This window comes from Caulobacter sp. BP25 (assembly GCF_002737755.1).
GTDB lineage: Bacteria > Pseudomonadota > Alphaproteobacteria > Caulobacterales > Caulobacteraceae > Caulobacter.
The window spans coordinates 117,465-141,047 of record NZ_PEGH01000020.1 but is presented as its reverse complement, the minus strand read 5'-3'; the positions used below and the strand labels follow the sequence as shown (position 1 = coordinate 141,047).

Below are 23,583 nucleotides of genomic sequence, written 5' to 3'. Positions count from 1 at the left end.
CTGTCGCAGACAATTTAGGCCGCGTGGTTCCGAGACGTTAACGAGGATCGGGGCAAGGTCTGCTGACAGGAGCACTTCCCCGCATGATCCCGACCCCTCCGCCTGAACTGTTCTCGGCCTCTCGCCTGATCTTTGGAGTCGCCGAAGCGCTGGTGGGCATGGTGCTGTCCGCTGCGGTGCCGGTCAGCCTGGTGGTGTTCGCGGTCCTGACCTTCTGAAGTTGCGATCCTTGGGGCGTGTCGTCTCGCTTGGGCGATGCTAAGTCCTAGATTCATGAAAAGCATCACGACCGTCGGCGTCGACGCCGACGACACCCTCTGGCACTGCGAGAGCCTGTTTCGCCTTTCGCACCAGCGCTTTCTGGACCTGCTGTCCGAGCACGGCGACCCCGAGAAGATCGAGGCCCAGCTGACGGCCGTCGAGAAGCGCAATCTGCGAGTCTACGGCTATGGGGCCAAGGGCTTCACCCTGTCGATGATCGAGACCGCGCTGGAGGTCACCGACGGCAAGGTCGACACCCGTGTGATCCGAGAAATCCTGGCCGTCGGCCGCGAGATGCTGACCGAGCCGATCGAGCCCCTGCCGGGCGTCGAGAACGCCTTGTCCGCGTTGTCGGACCGCTACCGCCTGATTCTGATCACCAAGGGCGACCTGCTGCATCAGGAGCAGAAGTTGGCTTCCTCGGGCCTGGGTGACTACTTCGTTGCCGTCGAGATCGTGTCCGAGAAGGACGCCAGCACCTACCGCCGGGTGTTCGACCGCTACGGCACCGGCGCTGAGCAAGCCGTGATGGCCGGCAACTCGATGAAGTCCGACATCCTGCCCGCGCTTGAGGCCGGTTGCTGGGGCGCCTTGATCCCGTACCCGCTGGTCTGGTCGCACGAGGCGGCGGACGCGCCCGTGGGGCATGAGCGGTATGTGGAGCTGGGCAGCATCAGCGAGCTGCCGGCTTGGGTGGATGGGATTTCGCGCTAAAGCGCCCCCTCCGTCTCGTCGCGTATCCGCGCCGATCCACCTCCCCCGCAAGCGGGGCAGGAGGGAAGCAGCTTCCTCCTCACCCGTGACCCGTTAGGGCGGCGAAGCCAAACGGGGGAGGTGGCGCGATGCGAAGCATCGTGACGGAGGGGGCGCTCAGCTCGCCCGCTTCTTCCCCAACCTCGCCATCCAGTCCCGCGCCGGCCGCTCGAACGCCACCAGTGACAGATAGGCGATCGGGAACAGGGCCACGACCCAGAACAGGACCCACAGGCGCATCAGGTCGCCGTTCAGGTTCCACATTCCAAGACCCACCCAGGCCAGGCCCATCTTCAGGGCGATGGGGTGCAACAGGTACAGGCTGAACGACAGCTGGGCCCAAGGCGCCAGCCGCTGGCTGACGCCGCCCTGAACGCCCTTGGCGTCGGCCGCCACGCCCAGAAGGCCGATGCCGTAGACGACGAACAGCAAGGCCGTGCGCGGCGTCCCCGCCCACGAGGCGACCAGATAGGCGCCCAGCAGCAGCCACATCAGAAGGTTCGGACGCGGGATCTTCGCCAAGCGGTCACGCAGCTGGAAGGCGGCCATGCCGATCAGGAAGCCGGGAACCGCTCGCAGCACGCCATAGTCCCAAGTCCACTGGTGGAAGGGCCGGTCGCCGTGCGGGGTCTGTAGCATCACCACGATCGACAGCAGGGCCACGGCCAGGGTGACCCACGGCCCGCGCGCGGTCAGCAGGAACAGCAGCGGCAGGGCGATGTACATCCCCATCTCGGCGCTGATGGCCCAGCTGACGAAGTTCCAGGTCTGGGAATGGCAGACGCCCCAGGCATGGACGAAGACGATGTTGGGGACGATGCAGGCCACGTCGTAGCGGCGCGGATCGCGGTCCTGGATCCAGCCGGCCGCGCCGGCGGCGGCCACGGCGATGAACACCAGCATGGTCGCCCAATGCAGCGGCCCCAGCCGCGCCACGCGCTTTTGCAGGAAGTCCCGGTACTTGGCGACGGTGGTCAGCCGCCCGGTATAGATCGCCGCCATCACATAGCCGGAGATCAGAAAGAACAGGTCCACGATCAGGCTGAAGCTCTTGATCGTATCGTCCGCCCACTGCCAGTGGCCGTCCAGATTGATGAACCGGTTGAAGTGGAACACCACGATCATGACGGCCCCGACGATCCGCAGGGCGTCGAGGTGCAGCATCTGGTCGGAATCAGGTTTGAGCGGGGGCAGGCGCATGGGGAAGCTGTGGCATGTTCTAGATCCTCCCCCAAGAGGGGGAGGTGTCGGCTCGAAGAGACGACGGAGGGGGAAGGGGCAAGCTCAGCGGAACTTCCCCCTCCGGCGCTTCGCGCCACCTCCCCCGCTAGGGGGAGGATTGAAAGATCAAATCGCCACCCTTTTCGCGATCGCGCTCCGCCGCGCCTTGGTCTCTTGCTGCGCCTTCTGGACGGCTTCGGTCTCGGTCGCGTGGAGCAGGTGGTCGATGACGCGCTCCAGGTGGTCGCGCATGGCCTGGCGGGCGGCGGCGGGGTCGCGGGCCTTCAGGGCCTCGACCACGCGGCGGTGCTCGACGATGCGGGGCTCTAGGCCCATGCCGCGGGCGCGGGTCAGGATGTTGCGGGCCAGGGGTGAGCGGTTGCGCCAGTCCCAGAGGTTCTCGATCGTGGCGATGATCGCGCCGTTGCCGGTGGCTCGGGCGATGGTCAGATGGAACTCGCGATCGGCGTCCTCGCCCCGAATTTCTTCTTCCTCGTGCATCCGCCGCAAGAGGGTGTCCAGCTCGGCGATCTGCTCGTCGGTGATCGAGGTGGCGGCCAGGGCCGCAGCCTCGCCCTCGAACAGGCGACGGGCCTCGATCAGCTCGAAGGCGCCGATCTCGAAGTCGATCTCGGCCGATGGCGCCATGGGGCGGACATTGCCGGTGACATAGATGCCCAGGCCGTGCCGGGCCTCGATCATGCCCAGCATCTCCAGCGCGATCATCGCCTCGCGCAGGGTAGGGCGGGATACCCCGAACTGCTCGGCCAGCTCGCGCTCGGTCGGCAGGCGGTCGCCGATCTTGTACTGGCCGGCCTCGATGGCCTCGGCCACGCTGTCGGCGATCTTGCGGTAGAGCTTGACGTTGTCTGACATGGTCGGCGAAGGGGCCCGAGGACGCTGGCTTTGTCTAGGTCCGCGACCTTTACCACGGAACCCTGGCGCCGCTGGGCCTGATTTTTCGTCTTGGAAGGCGCTGCGCCGCGCCTCACCAGTCGTGCATCGAGCCGTCCAGGCGGCGCGCGATCGGCAGGTAGGCGCGCTTGTAGGGGTACTTGGACGCCAGCGCCTCGTCGATGTCGACGCCCAGGCCCGGCGCCTCGCCCGGGTGCAGCATGCCGTCCGCGAAGGTGTAGGCGTGCGGGAAGACCGCATCCGTTTCCGGCGTGTGGCGCATGTACTCCTGGACACCAAAGTTCGGGATTGACAGATCGAAGTGCAGGGCCGCGCCCATGCAGACGGGCGAAAGGTCCGTGGCGCCGTGGCAGCCGGTGCGCACGTGGTGCAGGTCGGCGAAGGCGGCCAGCTTCTTCAGGTGCGTGATCCCGCCGGCGTGCACCGCCGTAGCGCGGATGTAGTCGATCAGCTGCTCCTCGATCAGCTGCTTGCAGTCCCAGATCGAGTTGAAGATCTCGCCGATCGCCAGCGGCGTCGTGGTGTGCTGGCGGATGATCCGGAAGCTCGCCTGGTTCTCGGCCGGGGTGGCGTCCTCCATCCAGAACAGGCGGTAGGGCTCAAGGTCCTTGCCCAGCCGGCCGGCCTCGATCGGCGTCAGGCGGTGGTGGACGTCATGCAGCAGGTGCAGGTCATCGCCCAGCCGAACGCGCGCCGCCTCGAAGAGGGCGGGGGTGCTGCGCAGGTAGCGCTCGGTCGACCAGATCGTCTCCTTGGGCAGGTCGCTGTCGGCCGGCTCGTAGAACATCTTGTCCTTGGAGACGCCGTAGGTCCCGCTCATGCCCGGCACGCCGGTCTGCAGGCGGATGGCCTTGTAGCCCTGCTCGGCGTAGTGGGCGGCGTTGTCGAGGGTCTCTTGAACCGTCTCGCCATTGGCGTGGCCGTAGACCATGACGCCCGAGCGGCAGGCGCCGCCCAACAGCTGATAGACCGGCAGGCCGGCGATCTTGCCCTTGATGTCCCACAGCGCCATGTCGACGGCCGCGATGGCGGCCATGGTCACCGGCCCCCGCCGCCAGTAGGCGCCGCGATAAAGGTACTGCCAGATGTCCTCGATCTGGTGGGCGTCGCGACCGATCAGGCAGGGGATGACGTGCTGGGAGAGATAGGCCTCGACCGCCAGTTCTCGGCCGTTCAGCGTCGCGTCGCCGATGCCGTAGACGCCGTCGCTGGTCATGATCTTCAGCGTGACGAAGTTGCGCCCGGGACATGTGACGATGGTCTTGGCGGCGATGATCTTGGGCATGGGATGCTTCGGCTGGCCGCTTGGGCGTGAAAGGGTGGGGCCGAAAGCGCGGGACGCCGCGCGTAGGTCGCGCCAGCTATCCAAAACTTCCTCCCTAGCTTACCGATGTACCGGTACCATAAAGGTTGTCAACCCGGTGGTCTGACCTCTAAGACTGGCGGGCTCGAACTCTGGCGGCGCGCTTTCGGGTGCGTTGATCCGAGCTCGGAAGTTCAAAAAAGCCGATCTTCCCGGCGAATGCCGGAACCCAGATCATAGGGCTGTGCTTGTGCCGGACTTGCTCGGCCGGGCTTTGCGATCTGGGCCCCGGCATTCGCCGGGGAAATCGGGAATTAGGGTAGGAAACATGATGCGTTTGATGGCGTTCACAGCCGCCCTGCTGTTCCTCGCCGCCCCGGCCGCCCTGGCGGAAGACGGCTATGACCTTTGGCTGCGCTACAAGCCGGTCGAGGCCGCCGCGCGTGCGCCTTACGCCGCCGCCGCCAGCGCCATCGCGCCGACCCGCGACGCCCCCACGATGAAAGCCGCCCACGCCGAGCTTGAGCGCGGCTTGGCCGGCCACCTTGGCAAGCCCGCGACCGCCGCCGCCGGGACCCGCGACGGCGTCATCCTGCTGGGCGCGGCGTCCGATCCCGCGATCGCCAAGCTGAACCTGCCGCTTAAAAGCCTGGGCGAGGACGGCTACCTGATCCGCACCCTGGCGGTGAACGGCAAGGCCACCACGGTCATCGCCGCCAACCGCGACATCGGCGTGCTGTACGGCGTCTTCCGCTACCTCTCGCTGATCCAGACCCGCCAGGCCGTCGCCAGCCTCGACCTCGCCAGCGCGCCCAAGGTGCGCCTGCGTATGCTGAACCACTGGGACAACCTGAACCGCACGGTCGAGCGTGGCTATTCGGGCCAGTCGATCTTCGACTGGTGGCGGCTGCCGGGCCACGTCGACGGCCGCATGCTCGACTACGCCCGCGCCAACGCCTCGCTGGGCATCAACGGGACGGTGCTGAACAACGTCAACGCCAAGGCCGATAGTCTCACCGCGCCCTTCATCGACAAGGCTGCGGCCCTGGCCGACACCTTCCGCCCCTATGGCATCAAGGTCTATCTGTCGGCCCGCTTCTCGGCCCCGATCGAGATTGGGGGGCTGAAGACCGCCGACCCGCTGGACCCGGCCGTCCGCGCCTTCTGGAAGGCCAAGGCCGACGAGATCTACAAGGACATCCCCGACTTCGGCGGCTTCCTGGTGAAGGCCAATTCCGAAGGCCAGCCCGGCCCGCAGGACTATGGCCGCACCCATGTCGACGGCGCCAACATGCTGGCCGAGGCCGTGGGCCCGCACGGCGGCGTCGTGATCTGGCGCGCCTTCGTCTATTCGCACGAGCAGCCGGACGACCGCGCCAAGCAGGGCTACACCGAGTTCAAGGCGTTCGACGGCCAGTTCGCCGACAACGTGGTCATCCAGGTCAAGAACGGCGCGATCGACTTCCAGCCGCGCGAGCCCTTCCACCCGCTGTTCGGGGCCATGCCCAAGAGCAACATCGGCATGGAGTTCCAGATCACCAAGGAATACCTCGGCTTCGCGACCCACCTCGTCTATCTGGGCCCGATGTACGAAGAGACCCTGAAGGCCGACACCATGGTCAAGGGCAAGGGCTCGACGGTGGCCAAGGTGGTCGACGGCCAGCTGGACGGCCGTAAGCTGACGGTGATGGCGGGCGTCGCCAACATCGGCAGCGACCGCAACTGGAGCGGCTCGCAGTTCGACCAGGCCAACTGGTACGTCTTCGGGCGCCTCGCCTGGGATCCGGAGGCCGACACCCGCGCCATCGCCCGCGACTGGGCCAAGATGACCTTCACCAACGACGAGCGCTTCGTGAAGCCCGCCGTGGACATGATGATGGGCTCGCGCGAGGCGGCGGTGGACTACATGACCCCGCTCGGTCTGCACCACCAGATGGGCGAGGGCCACCACTACGGCCCCGGTCCTTGGGTGTCGGGCGGTCCGCGCGCCGACTGGACCAGCGTCTACTACGCCAAGGCCAGCCCGGACGGGATCGGCTTCGACCGCACGCCCACCGGCAGCAACGCCACCAGCCAGTACGCGCCGCCGGTCGGGGCCTGCTTCGCCGACCTCAAGTGCGTCGACGAGAAGGACCTGCTGTGGTTCCACCACCTGCCCTGGGACTATCGCCTGAAGTCCGGCGACACCCTGTGGGACGGCATGGTGAAACACTACTCGCGCGGCGTCTCGTACGTGGACGGTATGAACCGCACCTGGGCTGGCTTGAGCCCCTACGTCGACCCCCAGCGCCACGCCGAGGTCGCCGACTTCCTGAAGATTCAGCGCTTTGAGGCCCAATGGTGGCGCGACGCCTCGATCGCCTGGTTCCAGACCTTCTCCAAGCGCCCGCTGCCGGCGGGGGAAAAGCCGCCTGAGAAGTCGCTGGAGGAGTATCAGAGCCTCAAGTTCCGCTGGGCTCCGGGGAATGGGGGGTAGGGGGCCTGAAATAGGCCGTCATCCCGCGCTTCATGTGCGGGACCCATGGTTCAGCTCGCAAGTGAGTTGATGGACTTCCATCGCCCGTGCGGCGGGCAAATGGGTCCCGCGCATGAAGCGCGGGATGACGATTGGGGTGGCGGATTGATGCCTGGCGTGCGTCATCTTAAGCGAGACCGTCAGCGTGAGACCCCGCCCCCATGAAGCCCCTCTTCGCCGCCGCCGCACTGGCCCTAGTCCTCGCCACCAGCGCCCACGCCGCGTCCATGAACGCGCCGGCGACGCTGAAGGTCATCGACGCTCAGCTGGACCGTGACTACCCGGCGCTGGAGGCGGTCTATAAGACGATCCACGCCCATCCCGAACTGGCCTTCCAGGAGGTCCAGACGGCCAAGATCCTGGCCACCGAGATGCGGGCCCTGGGCTTCACCGTCACCGAGGGCGTGGGCAAGACCGGCGTCGTCGCGGTGCTCAAGAACGGGGATGGGCCCAAGGTCCTGATCCGCACCGAGATGGACGCCCTGCCCATGGAGGAGAAGTCTGGCCTGCCCTACGCCAGCCGGGCCACCGCGACCTGGCGCGACGGCCAGACCTTCGTCGCCCATTCCTGCGGCCACGACATCCATATGGCGGCCTGGCTGGGCACGGCGCGCCAGCTGGTGGCCATGAAGTCCAAGTGGAAGGGCACGCTGGTCTTCGTGGCCCAGCCGGCTGAGGAGGTCATCGGCGGCGCAAAGGCGATGCTGGCCGACGGCCTGTGGGACAAGATCGGCGGCAAGCCCGACTACGGCTTTGCTCTGCACGTGGGCAACGGCGTGGCGGGCGAGGTCTACTACAAGGCCGGCGTGATCAGCTCGACCTCGGATGGCCTCGATATCACCTTCAATGGCCGGGGCGGGCACGGCTCGATGCCCTCGACGACGATCGACCCGGTGATGATGGCGGCGCGCTTCACCGTTGACGTGCAGAGCGTGATCAGCCGCGAGAAGGACCCCTCGGCCTTTGGCGTCGTCACCGTCGGCTCGATCCAGGCCGGCAGCGCCGGCAACATCATCCCCGACAACGCCCGGGTGCGCGGCACGGTCCGCACCCAGGACGACGCGGTGCGTGAGAAGATCCTCGACGGGGTCAAGCGTACGGCCAAGGCGGTGGTCGACATGGCCGGCGCGCCGCCCGCCGACGTCAAGCTGAACCCCGGCGGCAAGATGGTGGTCAACGACCAGGCGCTGACCGACCGGACGGCGGCGGTGTTCAAGGCCGCCTTCGGCGCTCGCGCGGTGGCCCAGACCAAGCCGGGCTCGGCGTCCGAGGACTATTCGGAGTTCGTCATCGCCGGCGTGCCGTCGCTCTATTTCGGCATCGGCGGCTTTGACAAGGCGATGGTCCAGAAGGCTGAGGCCGAGGGTAAGCCGCTGCCCAGCAACCACTCGCCCTTCTTCGCCCCGACGCCGGAGCCCACCATTCGCACGGGCGTCGAGGCCATGACGTTGGCGGTGCTGTCGGTGACGGGGAAGTAAGACCTCTAACCGCTTGACCCCGCCGCCCGTCTAAGGTCCTCTGCTGTCAAAATGGTAGCGCTACCGCGCCGCTGATAAAACGGGAGGCGACCATGGCTTCGAGTCCAATCGAACCAACACGGCGACAGGCGCTCGCGATGGCCGCTGGCGCGGCCGCCGGCCTACTCGCGAGCCTGCCTCCCTCTGGCGCTTTCGCCGACGAGACTCCGCTGCGGGACCTGGCCAAGGCGAAGGGGCTGTACTTTGGATCGGCGGTTCCCGCCGGTCCGCCCGGCGCCACCCGTGGCCCGTTCGAGGACGCCCGCTATCGCGCCATCCTGGCCCGCGAGTGCGGAGTTCTGGTCCCCGAGAACGAGCTGAAGTGGTACGTGGTCCGCGCGGCGGGCCCGGAGAGCTTCGACTTCAGCCGCGCCGACCGCATCGCCGCCTTCGCCCGTGAGAACGGCCAGGCCCTGCGCGGCCACACCCTGCTGTGGCATCACCCGCAGTGGTTTCCGGCCTGGACCAAGACCTACGACTTCGGGGGGCGCCCCGCCCAGGCGGCGGCCAAGATGGTCACCGAGCACATCCAGACCCTGTGCGCGCGCTATCCGCAGATGATCTCGTGGGACGTGGTCAACGAGACTGTCGACCCCAAGGACGGGTCGATCCGCTCGACCTTCCTGTCGGACGCCATGGGCAAGGAGGAGGTGCTGGATCTCTCCTTCCACGTGGCCCGAGAGGCCGCGCCCAAGGCGCGCCTCGTCTACAACGACTACATGAGCCAGGAAGTCGGCAACGAGAAGCACCGCTACGGTGTGCTCAAGCTGCTGGAAGGCTTCAAGAAGCGGGGGACGCCCGTCGACGCCCTGGGCATCCAGAGCCATATCGGGGCGGAAAACGCCGATACCTTCACCGGCTTTGGCAAGCCGCAGGAGAAGGAATGGACGGCGTTCCTGAACGACGTCACCGGCATGGGCTATGACCTTTTGGTCACCGAGTTCGACGTCCACGACAAGGGGCTGGTCTATGACTTTGGCCCGCGCGACGCGGCGGTGGCGGCTTACGCCAAGGCCTTCCTCGACCATGTGCTGAGCTACCGCCAGACCAAGGAGGTTTTGGCCTGGGGCATGATCGACAAATACTCGTGGCTGCAGGGCCAATGGCTGCGCCAGGATGGCAAGCCCAAGCGCCCGACGCTCTATGATGACGACTACAAGCCCAAGCCGTTGCGCGAGGCGGTGGCTGCGGCGCTGCGGGCGGCGCCGGCGCGGGAGGTTTAACCAGCGCCCCCTCCGTCGCGGCGCGTATCCGCACCGCGCAACCTCCCCCGCGTCGCGGGTGAGGAGGAGGTCGCAGCATCCTCCCTCGCAAAGCGGGGGAGGTGGATCGCCGCCATCGGCGGCGAGACGGAGGGGGCGCTCAACAGCCCCACAAGGGAGAGACGAATGATCCGAACGGCGATAACCCTGGCCCTGCTGGCCGCCCCCGCCGCCGCCCCCTCCGTGGCATGGGCCGCGCCCAACACCGCCGCGTTCAGCAACTTCGTCTACCAGGGCAGCGACCCCTCAGACGCGATCAAGGCCGGGCCGGGCCAGTACCGCAACCCGGTCGTGCAGGGCTTCTATCCCGACCCCAGCATCACGCGGGTCGGCAAGGACTACTACCTGGTCAACTCGACCTTCGCCTGGTTCCCCGGCCTGCCGATCCACCACTCGACCGACCTGGTGAACTGGACCCAGATCGGCAACGCCATCGACCGGCCGGGCATGCTGGACTTCAAGCGGCTGGGCCTGTCGCGGGCCGTGTTCGCCCCGGCGATCACCCATCACGACGGCCTCTTTTACATCCTCAACACCTGCGTCGACTGCGGCGGCAACTTCCTGATCACCGCCAAGGACCCGCGAGGTCCGTGGTCCGATCCTGTGTGGCTGCCACAGGTCGGCGGCATCGACGCCTCGCTGTTCTTCGACGACGACGGGCGAGGCTGGATCGTCAACAACGAGGAGCCGCCGGGACCGGCCGAATACCAGGGCCATCGCGCCATCTGGATCCAGGAGTACGACCCGAAAGCTAAGAAGACGATCGGGCCCCGCTCGGTGCTGCTGGACAAGGGCGTTGATCCCTCGACCAAGCCGATCTGGCCCGAGGGGCCGCATATCCTGAAGAAGGACGGTTGGTACTATCTGACCGCCGCCGAGGGCGGCACGGCCGAGGGACACAGCCAGGTGGCCTTGCGCTCAAAGTCGGTGACGGGGCCTTACGTCCCCTATGACAAGAGCCCGATCCTGACCCAGCGCGGCCTGCCCAAGGATCGCCCGCTGCCGATCACCTCAGCCGGCCACGCCGACATCGTCGACACGCCGGACGGCCAGTGGTGGGCCACCTTCCTGGCCGTCCGGCCTTATGGCGATGATCTCTACAACACTGGCCGCGAGACCTTCCTGCTGCCGGTCGCGTGGAAGGACGGCTGGCCGGTGATCCTGGAGAACGGCAAGACCATCCCGTATGTGGCCGATGCGCCGAAGCTGCCCCCTTCAAGCAAGAAAGAGACTCCGGCCCCGCCGACCTCGGGCCCGTTCAAGGCGGCCGAGAGCTTCGTCGGTCCCCAGCTGCCCAACAGCTGGATGACCATGCGCATCCCCAGCAAGCGCTGGTGGTCGGTGAAGGGCGGGACGCTGAACGTGGAGGCCCGCAAGGACAAGATCGGCGGCCACGAGCAGCCTTCGATCTGGGCGCGCCGCCAGCAGCACATGAACGCCACGGTCCAGGCGACGGTGCGTTTCACGCCCAAGGCCGACGGCGACAAGGCGGGCTTGGTCGCGGTGCAAAGCGACGACTTCTACTGGTTCGTGGGTCTGGTCCGCGCCGGCGGCAAGACGCTGGTGCGGGTCGAGAGGCGGGCTGGCAAGAACGATCCGGTCGATGGCCTCGTGGTGGCCGAGAAGCCAGTTTCCCTCAAGGACGGCCAGCCCTTGAACCTGAAGATCGCCGCCAAGGCCGGGAGCCTCGACTTCGCCTACGGGGTGGCTCCGGGCAAGTGGGAGGTGCTGAAGGCGGGCGCGGACGGGACCACGCTCAGCACCAAGATCGCCGGCGGCTTCGTCGGGACCATGCTGGGCGTCTACGCCCACGGCGCGGAGCAGTAGGGCGCCTCTTGCCGCCGTGGTTGGAACGTCCGAAATCGGCGTCTGGGTCGAGGCGGGCTTTCGCCCCATAGCGGACCCAACCCAATAAAACTCCGTCATTCCCGCCCTTGTGGCGGGAACCCCTGTTTCAGCTGACACGTGAAGCGCAAGCGGACTGCTTGGCAGTCCGCCCCACCCGCACCTGCGACGGACAGAGAGGTTCCCGCCACATGGGCGGGAATGACGGGAGTTATTGAGAAGAGATGGGCAGGTCGCCTCCACTCCCTGAACAGACTATCGCTACGTCCGCTTCCGGGCGCAGGCGTACCGGAGGAAGCGCTATCGGTACCGATACAGCTTCACCCGCTGGACGCCGAAGTCGGACGGCGGCAAGCGCACGTGGCGGCCCTGGTGCGTCTGGTCGCCGTTCAGCCAGCGGCCATCGACCCATTTCCCGTCCTGGAAGGTCAGCTCCCGCACGCTCTCCAGGCCCACGCTGGCGCCCTTCGTCGCGAAGGTGAAGGTAACCCCGCGTCCGGCGACCAGGAACTCGTCCGGACCCGTCTGGATCATCAGGCCACCATGGCTGGCATAGTCCTGGCTGTCCTTGGGCGTCCAGGGATCGACAACGGTCGCGGTGACCTCCCAGGGGCCGAAGCTGGTCTTGCGGGGCGTCAGGTCGATCGTTCCGTCATAGGCGACCGGAGCGCGGAAGCCGCGCTTGGTCTTGCCGCCGTCGTGCGTGGTGATCAGGGGGCTTAAGCGGTCCAGCAGGCGATACGCCGCCCCCAGGGTCTTGACGCCGCTAGGGGGCAGGTCCTCGATCGAGAAGGGCGAGAAGCCGATCGCGTCATGCTCGCCGAACGCCCAGAAGGCGTTGCCGGGCGCGGGGGTCTTGCCGGCCTGGTCGGCCTCCGGAATGAACAGCGGCTGGTCCGCGCGATCGTAGGGCGGAACCCACTTCATGAAGTCGGGGTAGTAGATATCGGGGCTCAGCATATCCAAGGACGGAGCCGCCGCGCGCCACAGGTCGATCAGGTGCGGTAGAGGGCCCGCGCTGGGATAGCCGCCCGGCGCGGCTCCCGGCCGGGGCAAGGCGGCGTTGACGTACATCGGCAGCGGATAGGCCTTCTTGCCGGCCGCAGTCACCGCCTCGACATAACGGCCGAAGGTCCAGGCCTGCCACAGTTCGTCGGTGGCCAGTGAGGCGCCGAACACTTCTTCCCAGGTTCCGGTCTTTCGCCCCTTGATCTGGGCGCTCAGCGCCTTGAGGGCGGTGGCCGGCACGGGCTTGCGGAAGTCCTCCTGAGCGGCTTTCGTGTGGTCCCGGGCCTCGGCAAGCATGCCGATCTCGTTCTCGACCTGGATCATCAGGACGGTGCGCTTGTCGCCGTCCACGGCCTTCAGGTGGGCCATCATCGCGGCGAAGGCGCGAGCGTCGGCGTCGCGGGTGGCGGGATAGGAAGCGCTGAGTATCTCCACAGCCCGCCCGTCCGCCGTTTGGGCATGGGGAAAGCGGTCGCGGTCGCGCTTCACCCAGGCCGGGACGTAGGTCGACATGCTGTTCTTCCAGGCCCCGAACCACAGCAGCACCAGGCGCATGTCCTGCGCGCGGGCCTGCTGGATCATCCCGTCCAGCACGGTGAAGTCGAACCGCCCCTCGACCGGCTCGACCTGCTCCCAGCTGACGGGCGCCAGCACGGTGTTGAGGTTCGCCGCTTTCATGACGGGCCAGTGGCGCGAAAGGTCCTTGAGGTCCGAGCTTGAAGAATTGCCGAGCTCACCGCCCAGGATCAGGAACGGTTTGTCGTCGACCAGCAGGCGTTGGACGCCGTTGACCGGCGCGATGCGAGGGATCGCCTCGGCGCGGACGCAAACAGGCGATACGGCGATGGCCAGGGCGGCGGCGAGGCGGGCGATCTTGAGGCGCATGATACTGGTCAGATGACCGCGCGCTGCTTGTAAGATCAACCGCGTTTCGCGATGGAGCCGCAGGAAACGACGCTGGCGAGGCTGCTCAGCGCGCCGCGCCGCTCTCGCTGCGACGAACTCGAATGGCCGGCTGGCCGCCGATCTTCATCAGGTAGCTGCCCATGGCGGCCTTGCGGATTTCGACCGATGCGCCCGGCTTGGGCGGCTTGCCCAAGGTCCGGTCGTCAAGTTGCCGCCAGACCGCGCCGTCTTCGAGGGTCAGCACCAGGCGGCCGTCGGCGTCGGCGCGAGCGGACTTGACCGTGGCCTGCAGCGTCTCGGTCTCGCTCTTGTCCGCTCCGCGGTCCAGGATCGACAGGGTCGGCAATTCCAGGCCGAACGCCTGGCGCCGAGCAGCGCGGGCCGCCTGCTTGTCGATGATGATGACCTCGCCCGTTTCCTGCGCCTTGGCGACCGACTGGGCGGCCTTGTCGTAGCAGGCCAGTCGCTCGCCATCGGCCTTGATGGCGCTGCAGGCCTTGAGCGCCTTGATCACGTCCGGCTCCGAGCCGGTCAGGGCCATGGCGCTACCGCCAACCAGGGTGAAGGCCAGGGCCATGGAGAGGGCAGGGCGGATCATCATCTTGCTTTTCATCAGTCGGCGTCCTTGCCGCCCAGCAGCCACCCCGTCAGCGATAGCCGCTTGGTCTCGGCATAGCTGGCGACCTGCGCCACCGAGTGGGCGGTCGGCACCTTGAACAGGGTCAGCACATTGAAGCCTGGCGCGAGGCCGCGGGTGACGTTTCCATCGGTGTCATGGAACAGGAGCTGGCCGCCCCAGTCGGGCCGCCATCGGCGCGTGAAGCCCAGGGTGAAGGCGGCCAGGCGATGGTCCTTGCGATGGCTGTCGTCGTGCACCGTCAGGAAATCGCCGGGTCGGTAGTAGGACGCCTGGACCCGAACGCCGGCGACCTCGGGCGCGCCGATCACGCGACCGCCGAAATCCAGGAACGCCCGGCTTTCAAGAAACTCGGTCGCGCGGTGAATGGGCGTCTGCGGCGCGCGAGGGTACTCGTCCTGCAACGCGTAGGACATGTGGACGAAAGAGAAGGTCTTTCCGGCGCGGCGGATGGCGCCCTGAAGAAACTGACGGACCTGGGCCTCGCCGAACTTCTTGATCACGTCCGGCGTGATGACCAGCGTCTCGGCCGTCTCGTCCGGCGCGACGATGTTCCAGGTCAGCGGCTCCAGCAGGCTCGCCACCGCTTCGGCGTCCTCGGGCGCCAGGAACACCGGAATCTGCACATAGCCGTCCTGCGCGAAGCGGGCGGCGAACGTGTCGACCGGCAGGTCAGAGTTGATTCTCAGGGGCGAGTGCAGGGCCATTCGAACTCGGATACGCGACGCACGGGCGGCGTCAATCTGTCGCGCTTATATTCAAGCGATGCTTCTCAGCGCGGTGCAACCACCCGGCACTTTCTGGGGCTTAAAATATCGGCCATCCAAACAACTTTTACCTTCTCTTTGAGCTCTGCAATGTAGAGGAAGTGTCTGGTACCGTTAACTCGGGCGGCCTGATCGCTCCTCCCAGGCTGATCGCTCCGTTACGATTTGCAATCTTTTAGACCAGGCTACGCGAACGGCGTTACGACTGCTCGGGGTTTGCTTGGAGGGATTTGACAAGAATCAATATTTTCTAGCCCGAACATTGCCAAATGTTGTCAGTTGGCAATTGGCGAGTTCTCTCCATCTCCCTGAAATTCATAGCCTTTTATGGCCCGGTTCCCGAGAAACATGCGATAATGTGTCGCATTTGAGACACTGTGCCGAATTTCTTGCTGAGCCGACATGAGCCGTGGTTGACCCGAGACGGCGGACACCGCCTCCATGCGCCAATGCCCAGTTCCTGAGGAACCGGGGGGGAGCGCTCGCCGCCGCGCTATGTCGGCGACGCCAAGTTTTTGGAGGTGGAATTGTTGGGTTTTGTTAGCCGTCGGAAGAGCCTGTTGGCGTCTTCCATCCTCTGCGGCGTCATGCTGCCGGCCGTCGGGGCCTGGGCTCAGCAGGCGACGGAAGAGTCTGCTCAGGTCGAGGAAATCGTCGTCACCGGCTCGCGCATCGCGCGTCCCGACCTGACCTCGTCCAGCCCGATCGCCAGCGTGGGCGCGGCCGAACTGCGGCAGTCGGGCGTCGTCAACACCGAAAACCTGCTGAACACCCTGCCGCAGGCCGTCCCGGGCATCACCTCGACCGTCAACAACGGCAACAACGGCACCGCGACGGTCAACCTGCGCGGCCTTGGCGCGAACCGCACCCTGGTGCTGGTCGACGGCAAGCGTCAGACCCCGACCACACAAAGCGGCACCGTCGACCTGAACCTGATCCCGACCGCGCTCATCAAGAGCATCGACGTCGTCTCGGGCGGCGGCTCGGCCGTCTATGGTTCCGACGCCATCGCCGGCGTGGTCAACTTCATCCTGAAGGACGACTTCGAAGGGCTGGAATTCTCGACCGGCTATTCGACCACGGACAAGGGCGAAGCCCCGATCTATTCGGCCGACCTGACGATGGGCGCCAACTTCGCCGATCGTAAGGGCAACGTGGTCCTGAGCCTGGGTTACAACAAGCGCGAAGCCCTGACCCAGGGCGAGCGCGGCGGCATGCTGAGCAGCGCCTGGGGCGACAACACTGCTCGGACCGGCCTAGTCCCGTCGGGCTCGGGTTCTATGGAGCCGGGTCGTGTCGGAACGTTCGTCGGCGGGAAGGTGATTGACTTCCCCGGCCTGGGACGTGCTCCGACTTCCGCAGACTCCGCTCTGTTCCTGTCGAATGGCGACGTGCGCCTCTACAACGAAGCGAACGACACTTACAATTTCGCGCCGGTCAACTACCTCCAGACGCCGCAAGAGCGCTACTCGCTCACCTCGCTGGCCAGCTATGAGGTCAAGCCGGGCCTGACGGTCTACGCCAAGGGCAACTTCGTCAATTCGAAGGTCGTCACCCAGTTGGCTCCGACGCCTGTCGGGAACCGGGTCTTCCGCTTCACGCTGGACAACAACCCGTTCCTGACGGCGGCGGCCAAGAACGCCCTAAAGGGTCTCGGCTCGACCACCAGCTATCAGATCGCCGCTTCCAGCCCCTGGGCGACCGGCACCTACACCGACGTCGATACCGACGGCGACGGCCTCTTCGACACGGTCACTGGCGTCTTCAACAAGCGCCTGAGCGACGTGGGGCCGCGCGTGTCGAAGTTCAACTTCTTCGGCTACCAGATGCAGCTGGGCATGAAGGGCGACATCGAGGCCATCAACGGCGGCTTCGACGTCTACTTCCAGTACGGCAACACCCATGGCAGCAACACGCTGCTGGGCGACACCAGCCTGGCCCGCATCCAGCAAGGCCTGCTGCTGAACGCCACGGGCACCGCCTGCGCCGACCCGTCCAACGGCTGCGTGCCGGTGAACATCTTCGGCAACGGCACCATGTCGGCCGCCGCGGCCAACTTCATCCGCACCCGCATCAACTCGTCGCAAGACTATGAGCAGCTGTTCGGCGGCTTCACCTTCAACGGTGACACGGCCAACCTGTTCTCGCTGCCGGCCGGCCCGATCGGCTTTGCTATCGGCGGTGAATACCGCTCCGAAGAGTACGCGTTCGATCCCAGCCAGGATCTGGCCACGGGCAACCTGACCGGCTTCAACGCCTCGCCGCCTGTCTCGGGTCGCTTCGACGTCTACGAAGCCTACGGCGAAGTGCTGGTTCCGCTGTTGAAGGACCTGCCGTTCGTTCAGCGTCTGGACCTGGAACTGGCCGGCCGGACCTCTGACTACACGGGTCAGCCGAATCCGGTGAAGACCTACAAGGTCGCCGGTTCGTGGAAGGTCTATGACGATCTGCTGCTGCGCGCCTCGTACAACAAGGCGATCCGCGCGCCGTCGATCGGCGAACTGTACCAGCCGCAAGCCAACAGCTTCCCGACCGCGACCGACCCGTGTTCGGCCCGCGCCAACCCGACCGCCGCCGTTCGCCAAGCCTGTATCAATTCGGGCGTGCCGGCCAGCGTCGTGGGTGTGCTGAGCGCCAACACTCAGACCCAGACCCTGACGAGCGGGAACCCGAACCTGCGTCCGGAAGCGGGCAAGACTCTGACGATCGGCGCGGTCTACACGCCGTCGTGGGCGCCCAAGCTTTCGTTCACCCTCGACTTCTACAACATCAAGGTGACCGACGCGATCGACGCCGCCCTTGGTGGCACCGCCAACGCGATGCAGGTCTGCTACGGCTCGCGGGTCAACGGCGATCCGACCTCGCCTTACTGCCAAGCGATCGTGCGCCTGGCGAACGGCTCGATCGACTTCGTCAGGACGCCGAACGCCAACGTCGCCTCGCGTGAAGTCGAAGGCCTGGACTTCGGCGTGGCCTACCGGACCAACCTGGAAGACCTGGGTCTGCCGGACTGGGGTTCGGTCGCGGTGCGCTCGCTGTACACCAACACTTGGTTGTACACGATCTTGCCCGACCCGATCTCGTCGCCGATCAAGTGCGCCGACAAGTTCGGCAACCTCTGCCGCGGCTTTGACGTGAACCCGGTGCCGCGCCACAAGCTGCGCACCTCGGTCAACTGGCGCATGAACAACCTGGGTGTGAACCTGGTTTGGAGCCACCTGGACGACGTGATCGACGACAATCCCGCCAGCCGCTTCACCGTCGAGCACATCGGCGCGAAGAACTACATCGACCTGTCGGCCGACTGGGACGTGACCGACAACGTCGCCTTCACGGCTGGCGTGCGTAACCTGACCCAGGAAGCCTATCCGATCCTGGGCGGCAACGCCTCGCCGTCGAACAGCGGCTATCCGGCCGTCTACGACGTGCTGGGCCGGACGTTCTTCCTGAACGCCCGCCTGCGCTACTAATCCAGGCATCAAGGTCTCCTCGTCGTCTCGGCGACGGGGAGACCGGTCTGGCGAAAAGCCCGCTCCGGTCACCCGGGGCGGGCTTTTTTGGTGCGAGCGTTGGACGTCCGAGTAGGCGCTGGCCTCAGCGCGGGACCACGTCAAAGGCGACGGTCAGCCGATGACCGTCATCCGAGAACGGTCGGGTCCCATGCCACAGGCATGAGGGGAACAGGGCCAGCATCCCCCGCTCGGGTTTGACGAAGTGCTCGGCCTCAAGCACCGGCTCCGTCCGGCAGCCGGGACGCCCAAACTGCAACCATCCAGCCCGGGTGGCCTCGTCGTCGAACCGGCCTGGCAAATCCAGATAGAAGGCCGACGAGATCCAGCCGCGCGGATGGACGTGGTCGGCGTGGAAGCCTTCCGACTTCAGGCGAACCGACCAGCCGCCGGCAAAGGCGAAGCCTTGGGTTTGGCGGCGCCGGATAGGATCCTGGCCCGGCCCCAGCGCCGCGATATAGCGCGCCACCGACTTTCGCGCCGACTCGAAAAAGGCGCGCACCAGCGGATCCTGCGAACGATCCAGCGACGGAACCTGGGTGCCGCCGCGCAGCGACTGGTGCAGCGGGTGGGTTTCCAGATCATGCATCTTCAGCAGCCGTTCGCGCAGGGCGTCGAGGAAGGCGTCCAGGTTCGGCCAGCCCTCGGGCGTGTCCAGCTTGTCGGTCCTGACAAGCGTCGCGTAGTCGCGGAAAAGCTCGCCGCGCGGATCGTCCATGATCCGCCAGGCCGTGTTGCGCAGAACCAGGGCGTACTGGTCGTCGGGCGTGGCGGCGACCATGTCTTCGGCCACCCCCGCAGCGGCGTCGAACTCGCCGTTGGCCAGCAGCGCTTCGCACAGGACCGCACGGGCTTCGCCAGCGCCGGACGCGCGCCTATGGACCTCCCGTGCGTGGCGCAGCATGCGCTCAGGGTCGTCTTGGGCGCCGGCCGACCGCGCCGCCGCGATGCGGACCATCAGGTCGTCGGGCGCATGGGCCAGGGCGCGCTCCAGCGTGGCGTCGGCGCCGGCCCGATCGCCGGCGAAGGTCAACACCGTGCTACGGATCAGATGCAGGCTGGTGGCGGTCGGTTGGCGGGCGATGACGGCGTCCAGGCGAGCCAGGGCGGCGTCGATCCGGCCGGTGCGCATCCAGCGCAGCTGGGCCAGCTCCAGGTGAACCACAGCGTCCGTGGGGCGCACGGCGAGAGCAACCTCGAAGGTCTGCTCGGCTTCGTCATAGCGATGCAGGCCCTGCAGCGCCTTTCCTAGCACCAGCCGCACTTCGGGGACGTCCAGGCCCAGGGCGATGGTCTTGCGGGCGGCTTCCTCGGCCTTGGCGTTCAGGCTGAGGTCGCCCAGAGTGGCCGCTAGGTTATACCAGGCGAAGCGATCGCCCGGCGCGCGGGTCACGGCGCGGCGATTGAAGGTCAGCGCCTCGTCGTGGCGTCCAAGGGCCTTCAAGGCTGCGGCGTGCGCCATCAGCAGGTTGGCGGGCGCCTGGGGTGAGAGGGCCGTCGCCGTCGTCAGGCCAAGCGCGTCCGCAGCCCGCCCATTGTCGATGAGCGTCCAGGCCTGATGGGTCAACGAATCGATCATGACGGCGCCGCCTTTGAGTCCCGTCGCTTCTTTGTCTTTCCGAGCGAAGGACCACAACAGGCAAGGCGCGAACCCGTCGGCGCGAAGACGGGCGCCTAAAGCTTGACGAACGGCGCCAGCAGACGGCCCAGGCGCCCGGGCAGCACGATCTGGCCGTCCAGCGCGGCCACGCAAAGGCAAGCTTCCTCGGAGATGACGCGCGGCTGGTGCGTCACCTTCGGATCGGCCTCCTCGAAATCGCCCTGCGCGAAGACGCCGTCCTCAGTGGTGTAGGCGCCACTGATCACGCAGGTCAGCTCCACGCCGCCGTGGGTGTGGCGCGGCGCGCACTGGCCCGGCGCAATGCGCAGCAGGACCACGCGGCAGTCGCCGTCGCGCGGCCCGATCACGTTGCGCACGTGCACGCCGGGGCCAGCCCAGCGCCAAGGGCCCAGAGGCAGGCCGCGTAGGGGCTCTGGCAGGGACAGGTCGGCGGATTCGGGCGGGATGGGCTTGTCGTTCGCGGCAGGCGTATCCAGAAGCGCCAGGGCCGCGTCGCGCGCGCCGACGTCCATCGGGACGGGCTCGGCCTCGTCGAGCAACGCGCCGCCGACGGCGCGGCCGAGATCGGCCCAGGGACGGGTTTCCGGTTTCAGGGCCAGGTGCGTGGCGACGACCACGGCCTCGGGGGCGCTGAGCGTGCCGGCCGCATAGGCCAGCAGGCGTTCTTCGCTCGGTTGGCGACGCAGGCTCATGCGGCGCCCCCGACGTCGCGCTCGATAAAGGCGCGGAGTTTCATCATGCCAAAGCGGATCCGCGCCTTGACGGTGCCGAGGGGAACGCCCAAGGCCTGCGAAATCTGGGTGTGGGTTTGCTCGTGGAAGAAGGCCATCTCGATTGCTCGGGCTTGGTCGGGGTTCAGGGTCCGCATCGCGGCCCTGACGAGTTCGGCGTCTTGAGCGCCGCTGAGGATTGCGTCGGGCTGGGCGGGTTCGTCCGCCGCCAGGGAGAGATCGGCGGCATAGACGCTGGCGTCGCCGCGCCTGAGGCTGTCGATGCGCAGGTTCCGCGCGATTGTGAAGATCCAGGCGGCGGAAGACGCGCGTTCGGGATTGAAGAGGTGCGCTTTGCGCCAGACGCTCAGCAGGGTCTCCTGCGCCAGCTCCTCTGCGGCGGCGGCGGGAGAGCCGCTACGCATCAAGAGCGCTTTCACGCGTGGCGCGTAGTGGTCGAACAGCGTCGCGAAGGCTTCGCGGTCGCGGTCGGCCGCGATCCGCAGCACGCAGTCGTCGAAATCGCGCGACGTCGTCACAGCGCGGTTTCGAGGGTGATGATGGGCGGCCTGAGTCGCATGCATGACCATAATACGCCGAATGGCTCTGTTTGGATGACTCTAGGGTTTGGCGACGACGCCGATCGTAACCGGTTCGGGCGGCAGGGGCGGTCGCGGGCGCAGCCAGAGGCCGCGCGCCACGATCCGGACGGCTTCCCAGTGGATGCCCACAATGACCTTGAAGCTGAGTAAGGGGTGCTTCAGCCAAGCCTTCAGCAGGTTGGCGTCGGTCAGCGGCCGGTGCTCGCCGCCGAAGCGGGCGGTCAGGATCGCGTCGTCGCCGCGCCGCGCCGAGACGCTCACCGCCACGGCTTCGCCCGGTGGCAGAATCTCGAAGTCGTAGGTGAGGTCCATGTCCATGAACGGTGAAACGTAGAACCGCTTGGGCGCGCTCTGGCGCACGGGCGACACGCCGGGCTCGGGCGCGGCGGCCAGATAGCTGTGGCTTTGTCCGAAGGTGTTGCGCACCTCGTACAGTATCGCCGCCAGCTCGCCGTCGGCGCGGTGGCAGAAATAGAGGCTGAGCGGATTGAAGCCGTAGCCCAGGATGCGCGGCATGCAGAGCAGGCGCACCGGCCCGTCGGCCACGATGCCGGCCTCGGCCAGGCGCTCATGAGCGTAGGCCTTGAGGTCGCCGCCCGAGCGGTCGCCATGGTCGGCGGCTCGGAACGACATCAGGCCGAAGGCGCCGAACTTCAGCAGTTTCAGTTTCGCGCCAAGGTCCGACAGCTCGTCCAGGTCCAGCAGCAGCATGAAGATGCGGTAGCGCAGGCGATGCGAGGCGGGCGAGAACCGCCGATGCGTTACGACCCCCTCGTAGATCGCCGAGGCGCTCACCCTCAGGCGGCCTGTTCGAGGGGCGAGGCGGTCTGGGGCGCCCGGAAGGGAAGGCGGCCGTTCTCATCGGCCACGCGCCAGGGACGACGGACGCCGCCCAGCTGCTCGGCCACGGCGAGGCCTGACTGCAAGCCGTCCTCATGGAAGCCCGCGCCGAAATAGGCGCCGCAGAACCAGGTGCGGTTTACGCCTTGCAGGCTCCACAGATCGTTTTGCGCCACCAGAGCGCCGGCGTCGAAGTGGGGGTGCTCGAAGCTTCGCACCTCATGGACGAGGTCCTCGCGCGGGGCGATGTGCGGGTTGAGTGTGACAAACAGCGGCGGCGCGCCCTTCAGGCTCTGAAGGTGGTTCATCCAGTAGCTGACGCAGCCGGCGGTTGGATCATCGCGCCGGCCCAGATGGTTCCAGCTGGCCCAGGCCAGGGGGCGGTGCGGCATCAGGCGGCGGTCCTGATGCAGCACGACCTCGTTGGTCGTGTAGCGGAACGCGCCTAGCACCGACCGCTCGCGCGCGTCGGCGTCGGCCAGCAGGGACAGAGTGGTGGGGGCGTGGGTGGCGAAGACGACGTGGTCGAACGTCGTCTGGCGGCCGTCGGCCTCGACGATCTTCACGCCGTCCTCGGACCGCGTCACGGCCTTGATGCGGGTCGACAGGCGGACCTGGCCGTTGAAGGCGGCGGCCAGGCCGTCGACATAGGCGCGGCTGCCGCCGTCGACCGTCCGCCAAGTGCGCCGGCCGACGAACCGCAGCAGGTCATGGTTCTCGAAGAAGCGGATGAAAGCCGCAGCGGGGTGTTCGCCGGCGCCCTCGATCGTCGCCGACCAGATGGCCGCCGCCATTGGCAGCAGATGGTCCTGGCTCAGCGCCGCGCCATAGCCGTTGTCACGCAGATACTGGCTCAGCGACACCACCGGATCCAGCGTCGCCAGGTGTCCGGGCGCGGTGCGGTAGAAGCGGTTGAGGTCGCGCAGCATCGACCAGAAGCGCGGACGCAGCAGCGCGCTGGGCTGGGCGAACAGCGAGGCCAGGCTCTTGCTGCCATACTCCAGCTGGCCGTCGTCCAGCGAGATGGCCAGCGACATGTCGGCGTGCTTGGTCGGCGTTCCGAGATGCTGGAACAGCGCCGTCAGGTTCGGATAGTTGAACTCGTTGTAGACGATGAAGCCCATGTCCACGGGGACGGGCCCCTTGGGCGTCTCGACCTCGACCGTGTGGGCGTGGCCCCCCAGGCGATCGGCGGACTCGAACAGGGTGACGTCGTGGCGCTGACCCAGCAGCCAGGCGTTGGAGAGCCCTGAGATTCCGGCTCCGATCACCGCGATCCGCAGGGGGGAGGCATGACCAGGATTCGCCGGAAACTCGCCGTGCATAGGCCTCATCGACTGTCTCCTGGAGTTTGGCGCGAAAAGCGCGCTCGCCCCTATCTACGGTCGTGA

General features: G+C 66.9%; 17 protein-coding genes and 1 pseudogene. 7 read left to right on the top strand and 11 right to left on the bottom strand.

Annotation, left to right across the window (positions count from 1 at the left end; genetic code table 11):
- The first annotated feature begins 83 nt into the window (after positions 1-83).
- Together CSW59_RS21635 and CSW59_RS19570 are read left to right on the top strand one after the other, a co-directional pair.
- Positions 84-218, top strand: a complete 135-nt coding sequence (locus CSW59_RS21635) for a hypothetical protein (RefSeq protein ID WP_255408988.1) — start codon at positions 84-86, stop codon at positions 216-218.
- A 55-nt stretch (positions 219-273) separates the two neighbouring features.
- A complete protein-coding gene (locus CSW59_RS19570) occupies positions 274-975 on the top strand; it encodes an HAD family hydrolase (RefSeq protein WP_099445644.1) in 702 nt (233 codons plus the stop codon).
- Between the two features lie 156 nt (positions 976-1,131).
- On the opposite strand, the gene CSW59_RS19565 is transcribed toward CSW59_RS19570, so the two are convergent.
- The 3 genes from CSW59_RS19565 to manD all read right to left on the bottom strand — a co-directional run bounded on the left by CSW59_RS19565 (position 1,132) and on the right by manD (position 4,435).
- Positions 1,132-2,214 carry an acyltransferase gene (locus CSW59_RS19565; RefSeq protein WP_099445643.1) on the bottom strand — a complete coding sequence of 361 codons (1,083 nt, stop codon included), beginning with the start codon at positions 2,212-2,214 and terminating at the stop codon, positions 1,132-1,134.
- Between the two features lie 147 nt (positions 2,215-2,361).
- Positions 2,362-3,111, bottom strand: a complete 750-nt coding sequence (locus CSW59_RS19555; RefSeq protein ID WP_099445641.1) for a FadR/GntR family transcriptional regulator — start codon at positions 3,109-3,111, stop codon at positions 2,362-2,364.
- A gap of 112 nt (positions 3,112-3,223) precedes the next feature.
- The gene (manD, locus tag CSW59_RS19550) at positions 3,224-4,435 is read right to left on the bottom strand and encodes a D-mannonate dehydratase ManD (RefSeq protein WP_099445640.1); all 1,212 of its coding nucleotides are present in this window, start codon (positions 4,433-4,435) and stop codon (positions 3,224-3,226) included.
- A 349-nt stretch (positions 4,436-4,784) separates the two neighbouring features.
- Between manD and CSW59_RS19545 the strand changes: the two genes are divergently transcribed.
- The 4 genes from CSW59_RS19545 (at position 4,785) to CSW59_RS19530 (ending at position 11,574) form a co-directional block, all read left to right on the top strand.
- Positions 4,785-6,929, top strand: a complete 2,145-nt coding sequence (locus tag CSW59_RS19545; RefSeq protein ID WP_099445639.1) for an alpha-glucuronidase family glycosyl hydrolase — start codon at positions 4,785-4,787, stop codon at positions 6,927-6,929.
- 200 nt (positions 6,930-7,129) lie between these two features.
- On the top strand, positions 7,130-8,446 hold the full coding sequence (locus CSW59_RS19540; protein ID WP_099445638.1) for an amidohydrolase: 1,317 nt from the start codon (positions 7,130-7,132) through the stop codon (positions 8,444-8,446).
- Positions 8,447-8,538: 92 nt separating this feature from the next.
- Positions 8,539-9,708, top strand: a complete 1,170-nt coding sequence (locus CSW59_RS19535; protein ID WP_201722866.1) for an endo-1,4-beta-xylanase — start codon at positions 8,539-8,541, stop codon at positions 9,706-9,708.
- A gap of 165 nt (positions 9,709-9,873) precedes the next feature.
- Positions 9,874-11,574 (top strand): glycoside hydrolase family 43 protein, encoded by a 1,701-nt coding sequence (locus tag CSW59_RS19530; protein WP_099445637.1) that lies wholly within the window; start codon positions 9,874-9,876, stop codon positions 11,572-11,574.
- Positions 11,575-11,892: 318 nt separating this feature from the next.
- Here the strand turns inward: CSW59_RS19530 and CSW59_RS19520 are convergent.
- From CSW59_RS19520 to CSW59_RS19510, 3 genes and pseudogenes are all read right to left on the bottom strand, one after another.
- Positions 11,893-13,525: pseudogene (locus CSW59_RS19520) on the bottom strand (DUF5597 domain-containing protein); the annotation flags it as partial.
- Positions 13,526-13,570: 45 nt separating this feature from the next.
- On the bottom strand, positions 13,571-14,119 hold the full coding sequence (locus CSW59_RS19515; protein WP_099445635.1) for a hypothetical protein: 549 nt from the start codon (positions 14,117-14,119) through the stop codon (positions 13,571-13,573).
- A complete protein-coding gene (locus tag CSW59_RS19510; protein ID WP_099445634.1) occupies positions 14,119-14,850 on the bottom strand; it encodes a 2OG-Fe(II) oxygenase family protein in 732 nt (243 codons plus the stop codon). Before CSW59_RS19510 ends, CSW59_RS19515 begins: the two co-directional genes overlap by 1 nt.
- A gap of 587 nt (positions 14,851-15,437) precedes the next feature.
- On the opposite strand from CSW59_RS19510, the gene CSW59_RS19505 reads away from it, so the two are divergent.
- Entirely contained in the window at positions 15,438-18,380 is a 2,943-nt protein-coding gene (locus tag CSW59_RS19505) for a TonB-dependent siderophore receptor (protein ID WP_099445633.1), read from the top strand.
- A gap of 124 nt (positions 18,381-18,504) precedes the next feature.
- On the opposite strand, the gene CSW59_RS19500 is transcribed toward CSW59_RS19505, so the two are convergent.
- The 5 genes from CSW59_RS19500 to CSW59_RS19480 all read right to left on the bottom strand — a co-directional run bounded on the left by CSW59_RS19500 (position 18,505) and on the right by CSW59_RS19480 (position 23,526).
- The gene (locus tag CSW59_RS19500; protein ID WP_099445632.1) at positions 18,505-19,998 is read right to left on the bottom strand and encodes a putative 2OG-Fe(II) oxygenase; all 1,494 of its coding nucleotides are present in this window, start codon (positions 19,996-19,998) and stop codon (positions 18,505-18,507) included.
- 95 nt (positions 19,999-20,093) lie between these two features.
- Positions 20,094-20,732 (bottom strand): ChrR family anti-sigma-E factor, encoded by a 639-nt coding sequence (locus CSW59_RS19495; protein ID WP_099445631.1) that lies wholly within the window; start codon positions 20,730-20,732, stop codon positions 20,094-20,096.
- Positions 20,729-21,340 carry a sigma-70 family RNA polymerase sigma factor gene (locus CSW59_RS19490; RefSeq protein WP_099445630.1) on the bottom strand — a complete coding sequence of 204 codons (612 nt, stop codon included), beginning with the start codon at positions 21,338-21,340 and terminating at the stop codon, positions 20,729-20,731. Before CSW59_RS19490 ends, CSW59_RS19495 begins: the two co-directional genes overlap by 4 nt.
- A gap of 30 nt (positions 21,341-21,370) precedes the next feature.
- The gene (locus CSW59_RS19485; protein ID WP_099445629.1) at positions 21,371-22,147 is read right to left on the bottom strand and encodes a DUF1365 domain-containing protein; all 777 of its coding nucleotides are present in this window, start codon (positions 22,145-22,147) and stop codon (positions 21,371-21,373) included.
- A 2-nt stretch (positions 22,148-22,149) separates the two neighbouring features.
- Entirely contained in the window at positions 22,150-23,526 is a 1,377-nt protein-coding gene (locus CSW59_RS19480) for an NAD(P)/FAD-dependent oxidoreductase (protein ID WP_099445628.1), read from the bottom strand.
- Positions 23,527-23,583 lie beyond the last annotated feature (57 nt).